The following is a 5,879-nucleotide window of genomic DNA, read 5'->3' on the forward strand; positions in this document are numbered from 1 at the left end:
GGACACCCTTGCGTTAAGCTAACTGCTACTTCTGCCTTCACAGTTCGGGACTTGCACCCTATAGACTACGCCCATGCTGGGCGCACAACGAAAAAGCGACGGAGTAAAATCCCCGCCGCTTCTCTTCTTGAATTATTGTTTATTCAACAGTTCTTCCAATTCGTTTAAGCGTTCTTCAAATACACTGCAAGCTTCCTCGATCGGTGCAGTACTTGTCATATCCACGCCCGCTTTTTTCAATACTTCAATTGGGTAGTCGGATGATCCGGCTTTTAAGAAGTGATTGATGTAACGATCGACAGCCGGCTGGCCTTCTGTCAGGATCTGGTGGCTCAGTGCAACTGCCGCGCTGAATCCTGTAGCATACTGATAGACATAGTAATTGTAGTAGAAGTGCGGAATTCTCGCCCATTCAAGACCGATTTCCTTATCTTCTGCTATTGCCTCTCCAAAATACTTCTGGTTTAGCGCGAAATATTCTTCCGTCAATTTGTCCGCTGTGAGAGCCACGCCTTGCTGATCCAGCTGGTGAATCAAATGCTCGAACTCTGCAAACATAGTTTGACGGAAAACAGTTGAGCGGAAACCATCTAGCCAGTGATTGAGCAAGTAAATCCGTTTCTGTTCATCGTCGATCGTTTTCAATAGATGGTCATTCAAAAGAGCTTCATTCACAGTGGAAGCGACTTCCGCCACAAAAATGGAATAGCCGCTGTAAATGAATGGCTGTGTTTTCCGGGAATAATAGCTGTGTACACTATGGCCGAACTCATGAGCCAGTGTAAACATATTGTCCACATTATCCTGCCAGTTCATGAGAATATACGGGTTGGTGCCGTAAGCGCCTGAAGAATAAGCACCTGAACGCTTTCCTTTGTTTTCACGGACATCGACCCAGCGATTATCCAAGCCTTCTCTCACGATGGATTTATACTCTTCACCAAGCGGATGAAAACTATCGAGCATCGTTTCTTTTGCTTCCTCATAAGGGATTTTCATCTCCACATCTTTTACTAACGGTGTGAACATGTCCCACATATGAAGCTCGCTAACCTCCATTACTTTCTTTCGCAATGCGACATAACGATGAAGCAATCCAATATTTTTGTTAATGGTAGATACGAGGTTCTCATATACTTGCTCTGGAATATGGTTTGTCGATAGGGCGGCCTGACGCGCTGATTCATATTTGCGAATCCGCGCATTCACATTGTGGCTCTTTACATTGCCTGAAAGCGTCGAAGCGAACGTATTTTTAAACTCGCCATATTTGCTATACATCGCCTTAAACGCTTCTTCCCGAACACGTGGATCCGTGCTCTCCAAGAAACGAATATAACGGCCATGTGACAGCTCGACTTCCTCCCCGTTTTCATCTTTGATCATCGGGAATGTCAAATCCGCATTATTCAAAAGGCTGAACGTTTCGGAAGAGCTTGACGTCACTTCACTCATTTGAGCAAGCAATGCTTCTTGGTCGGCAGGAAGCACATGAGGACGGTACGCGTTCAATTCCTCAATCTCATGTTTGTAAATACGGAGATTGTCGTTCTCTTCCACCATTTTGTTCAACTGTTCTTCCGGAATGGCAAGCAGTTCGGGCATGAAATAAGAAAGCGCTGTTGACACTTTTACATATAGTGATTTTGCGCGGCTCTCCATAGCTTGATAAAAGCTATTTGTCGTATCCTGATCGCCTTTCAGATGAGAATACGTGTATAGCTTGCGCATTTTTTCAGCAAGCGTATCCCGATAAGAAAGAGCTTCGAATAGAGCTTCTGGACCATTCTCTAAAGTTCCTTGGAATGAACCTGCCTTCTCAAGAAAAGACTCAATTTCTTTGAACTCTGCTTCCCATGCCTCATCAGTCGGGAAGATGTCTTCCAAACGCCATGTTTCTTCCACTTTCACTTCGTCACGAGTTAATACCTTATTAGTAGTTTCAGCTGTCATTTTGTTTCCTCCTTCTCGCCTTTCTTCGGAAAGCGAATCAATTTCATTCTCTCAATTTCAAACGCGCTTTGCAAGAAATCTTTCTGAAATTAAACGCAAAATCTTATTTTCACCCAGTTCTACATGGTTCTGAAAAGAGTGTATGCCATTTTCCATTAATAATGCGAAATACTTGCGACAAGCGATGATCTGATCCTCTGGTTCTCCCCCATAACGCCTGCAGAAATGCTCAAGCTGAGTGGCACTCACTTCATTGAATGCCACGCCCTTTTGCGCAAGTTCGTAGAGAAGGCATAGCTGCCATTCACAATCATGCACACGGAATGCTCTTTTCGTCTGAACTGGCACTCCGATCCAATTAGGCAAGAGAACAGGTGGAATCCGAAGTTCGTAGCAGCAGCGCAGAAAAGGGTGATGGATCCCTTGCCGATTGTATTGGATTCGTGAACGGATATAATGGTCCCGAAGCTGTACGTAGCAAGACAAGTACTCCGTGAGCATCGAAGGGGCCGGGGATTTCGGCAGGGCAAACGGATAGCATTGATAAGTAATCGGCAATTTCGTGTGAACCCCGATGTACCGTTCACCATCAACGGGTAACAAATTGCTGTAATAATGGAATGTTTGAGTATACGTATTATAGGTGAGGAGAAAGGGATGTTCATAATTAGGGGTCGTAAAGAATTGTTCCTCGAACTTCGAAAAACGGAATACGTTAACGCCTAGCGGCAGCTTGCTGAGTTTTGCCGGAGTATGCAAAATCCAGATGGGTTCCATGCCGGCTTTCTGATAGCCTTTCGTTCGTTCTTCCATCAGAGCTTGGGAAATGCGGCTACATTGGAATTCAATCGGGGTGAGGGTCTTCAAATGCTGTACGAGCAAATCGGGCCGTTGTGACAACGCAGGCAGCAATGGCTCCATTACAACTTGGAAATCCAGGTTGCATAAAAAGCGGTACAACTGCTGTTTTCCGTTTACATGTTCTGCAGACTCCCCCTCTGAAAAAGCGCTTGTACAATGGGCTTCCTGAAAATGCGCGAAATGGGGTATCACAATGTCGCCTACTTTCAATTGCAAAGCTGACCCGCACTCAGGGCAAAAGAACCGTTCGGAAGCACGAAGTTGTTTCAACTGGCTGCGGGGCATGTCCGCGGAAAGAATGAAGAGCTGCCCGTTTCCAGTTCTGGCTGATAACATAGTTACTCCCTCCTTCCCCTCTATCATAAGAAGCTTGCTGGGTATTTGCAAGAAAAGGCGAATCACATTAACTTATGGAAAAAACCATAAAAAAAAGACCGCAGCTGGGCGGTCTTGTCATTATCAGCCAAAATAAGTCTGAATCGTATCAAATACATCCGATTCCATAATTACGTGCCCATACTCCTCTAATCGATGGATCGTTACGTTCGAGAGAGCACCATGCTCCGTCATCACACTGCAAAAATCGGTCTTGCGTGCATCATCGGAATCCTCGTCGTACTCGACGTAGAGATAGTATTTCTCTTCGAATTGATAAAGAGAGGTGTGGACCGTGTAATTGGAAAGTTCTCTTGACATGGAGATCAGTTCTTCAAAGTCGGTAAAAACGAACATGTCGGACGTCCACTCCTCCGGCTCATCATTCACTTCATCGGGCAGGGTATCTGCCTTGCCAAAGATCGCAGAATCCTGCTGAAACATCTTTCTAGGGTCATCCATTCCAAACGGCATTTCCATGTCATCTCCATCAGCCGGCATTTGAGCACGAGTAACGGTGACTTCAATACCATTGTTCATCGCATGGACTTGGATCCATAGAGGACCTTCAATTTCAAACTCAGTCTCATCGTTGATTTCGTCCATCATTTCCCAGAACAATTCTTCACTTTTGTCCCGGTTATACCAAACTTCCTCTCGGGTGAAACCGCGCTCTTCAATGTCAATATATGATAAGTAGAACTTTACGGTGTTTTCATTTATACGTTCTATTTCCATCCCTTTTCTCTCCCTTCCCTAAAACCGGCAGATGCCCGTTTTGTTTTATTTGCACTAAACCTGCAATGCTTATTCATACTATATGACCGTCCGGCAGGATATGAAAGGGTTCACCAAGGACGTATATTAAATTCATTTCAATGGAACGGGAGGGAAGCGTCAAATTATCCGATCCGCACATATTAACATATGATTACTAGCATTGTAGAGAACATCCGTCAAGAAAGCAAGGAAAAATCAAAAAGCTGATAGGTATTGGCGAGATGCCCTCGATTCCCTATCAGCTTCACCCTATATCTCAATCATTAATTTACCATACGCCGCGCTTCAAGCAGCTGATAGGCCCTTACTTTTCTAGGTAGGAAGCGACGAATCTCATCTTCATTGTACCCTACCTGCAGCCTTTTTTCATCTAGGATGATTGGTCTTCTCAAAAGTCCTGGATGTTCTTGAATCAATTCATACAATCTTTGCAACGGCAGACTTTCCACATCGACATTCAACTTTTGGAAAATTTTCGAACGTGTTGAGATAATCTCGTCTGTTCCGTCTTCCGTCATACGAAGGATTTGTTTAATTTCATCTATATTCAAAGGTTCCGAAAAGATGTTACGCTCTGAATATGGAATCTCATGTTCCTCCAACCATGCTTTCGCTTTTCTGCATGATGTGCAACTTGGTGAAGTAAATAATGTAACTCCCATTCGCTGACACTTCCTTTCAGTCGGCTTGCTATATTGGATAAATCACTTTTATATTAGAATCATTTTAAAGTACTTTCCATACTACCCATTATACACGTATTCATATTGAATGAATACACTTTTAGAAAAAAATTTGAAACACCTTATGAGTATGTCACATTTCCGCAATATTAGTGGGGTTTGCAACTCCTTTATGTATATGAAATGACCACTACTTCTGTTATACCCGTTAAGCAAAATTGTTAAACATCATTTTGTCAAATTATCTCCTTTCTCATTTAGGCTGATAAAAATGAAAAATAGATGTTCATATTTATAGTACGATTATGGACGAGGTAAAGTTTCATTAAACCATAAATATTGAAATATTATTTGTGATTTTCAATGGCACAGCTACTATTCAGAAGGAACGTATTAATAATTCCCTATTAGGGAACGGCTACCTAAGAAAAGAGGCCCAACCTGTTAAGTTAAAACAGTTTGGGCCTCTTGAATCATGATGGAACTTTCCCTATTCAAATGTCTTTCACTAGTCGCGGCTTTCTCATGGTGTATAATCGACATTTTCCGTATACGTATTGCCTGCATTCCATAATAAAAATTCATGGATGCCGTTATCTTGCAGCGCTTTGATTTGCGCCTCTACTTCCTTCTTGCCGTACTTTAAATAATTTCCGTTTCCAAGCCAAGAGGCTGTAAAATCCTGCAGCCATGGGCGGGAAATCGGAGGGGACTCCAGCTCACCCAGCTTCGTATTTTCGACTTTCGCATAGGCATCGACCAGCTCATACGGCGCCAGGTCCGGTTTCGCGATGCCAAAATAAGAAGTCCAATGACTCGGATAAATCATTGAAGAGATGACATCCACATTCTCCGAGATTTTCGAGAAGTTCTGTCCAATGCCAGGCGCTTCAGGCAAGGTCGCCGAGTAGCCAAAAATATCAACCGAAACATCTACGCCATAAGGCTCCAATTGTTTTTTTGCATACGCAACAAAATCTGTTACCGCCTCAACCCTCCGCTGCACCGGGTCGAGTTCCGAGTTCTCATAGTCTCCTAAAGAGTACTTCAATACATCGTGACGTTTTTCAAATCCTTCCGGAAAACGGACGTAGTCAAACTGGATCTCCTGGAACCCCATCTTGGCGGCTTCAATGGCAATTTCCACATTGTAATCCCACACTTCTTTCATAAAGGGATTCACAAAAGAATCCCCTCGCCTGTTTGCCCAGACAGCGTCACCGTCCA

5 protein-coding genes are annotated in these 5,879 nt (G+C 43.6%); all 5 read right to left on the reverse strand.

Annotated elements, in window-relative coordinates:
• Window positions 1-132: 132 nt before the first annotated feature.
• Window positions 133-1,953, reverse strand: a complete 1,821-nt coding sequence (gene pepF / locus NCCP2222_RS19830) for an oligoendopeptidase F (RefSeq protein WP_248514138.1) — start codon at window positions 1,951-1,953, stop codon at window positions 133-135.
• A gap of 57 nt (window positions 1,954-2,010) precedes the next feature.
• Complete coding sequence (locus tag NCCP2222_RS19835) at window positions 2,011-3,150, reverse strand: competence protein CoiA (RefSeq protein WP_248514139.1); 1,140 nt, start codon at window positions 3,148-3,150, stop codon at window positions 2,011-2,013.
• Window positions 3,151-3,273: 123 nt separating this feature from the next.
• Window positions 3,274-3,927, reverse strand: coding sequence for an adaptor protein MecA (mecA, locus tag NCCP2222_RS19840; protein ID WP_248514140.1), 654 nt, complete (start codon window positions 3,925-3,927; stop codon window positions 3,274-3,276).
• Window positions 3,928-4,232: 305 nt separating this feature from the next.
• Window positions 4,233-4,631: a transcriptional regulator SpxA gene (gene spxA, locus NCCP2222_RS19845; protein WP_060206922.1), complete on the reverse strand. Its 399-nt coding sequence runs from the start codon at window positions 4,629-4,631 to the stop codon at window positions 4,233-4,235.
• Window positions 4,632-5,175: 544 nt separating this feature from the next.
• The coding region (locus tag NCCP2222_RS19850) for a putative glycoside hydrolase (protein WP_248514141.1) at window positions 5,176-5,879 on the reverse strand (704 nt) is incomplete at its 5' end.

The sequence above is a fragment of the Sporosarcina sp. NCCP-2222 genome (genome assembly GCF_023168145.1).
GTDB lineage: Bacteria > Bacillota > Bacilli > Bacillales_A > Planococcaceae > Sporosarcina.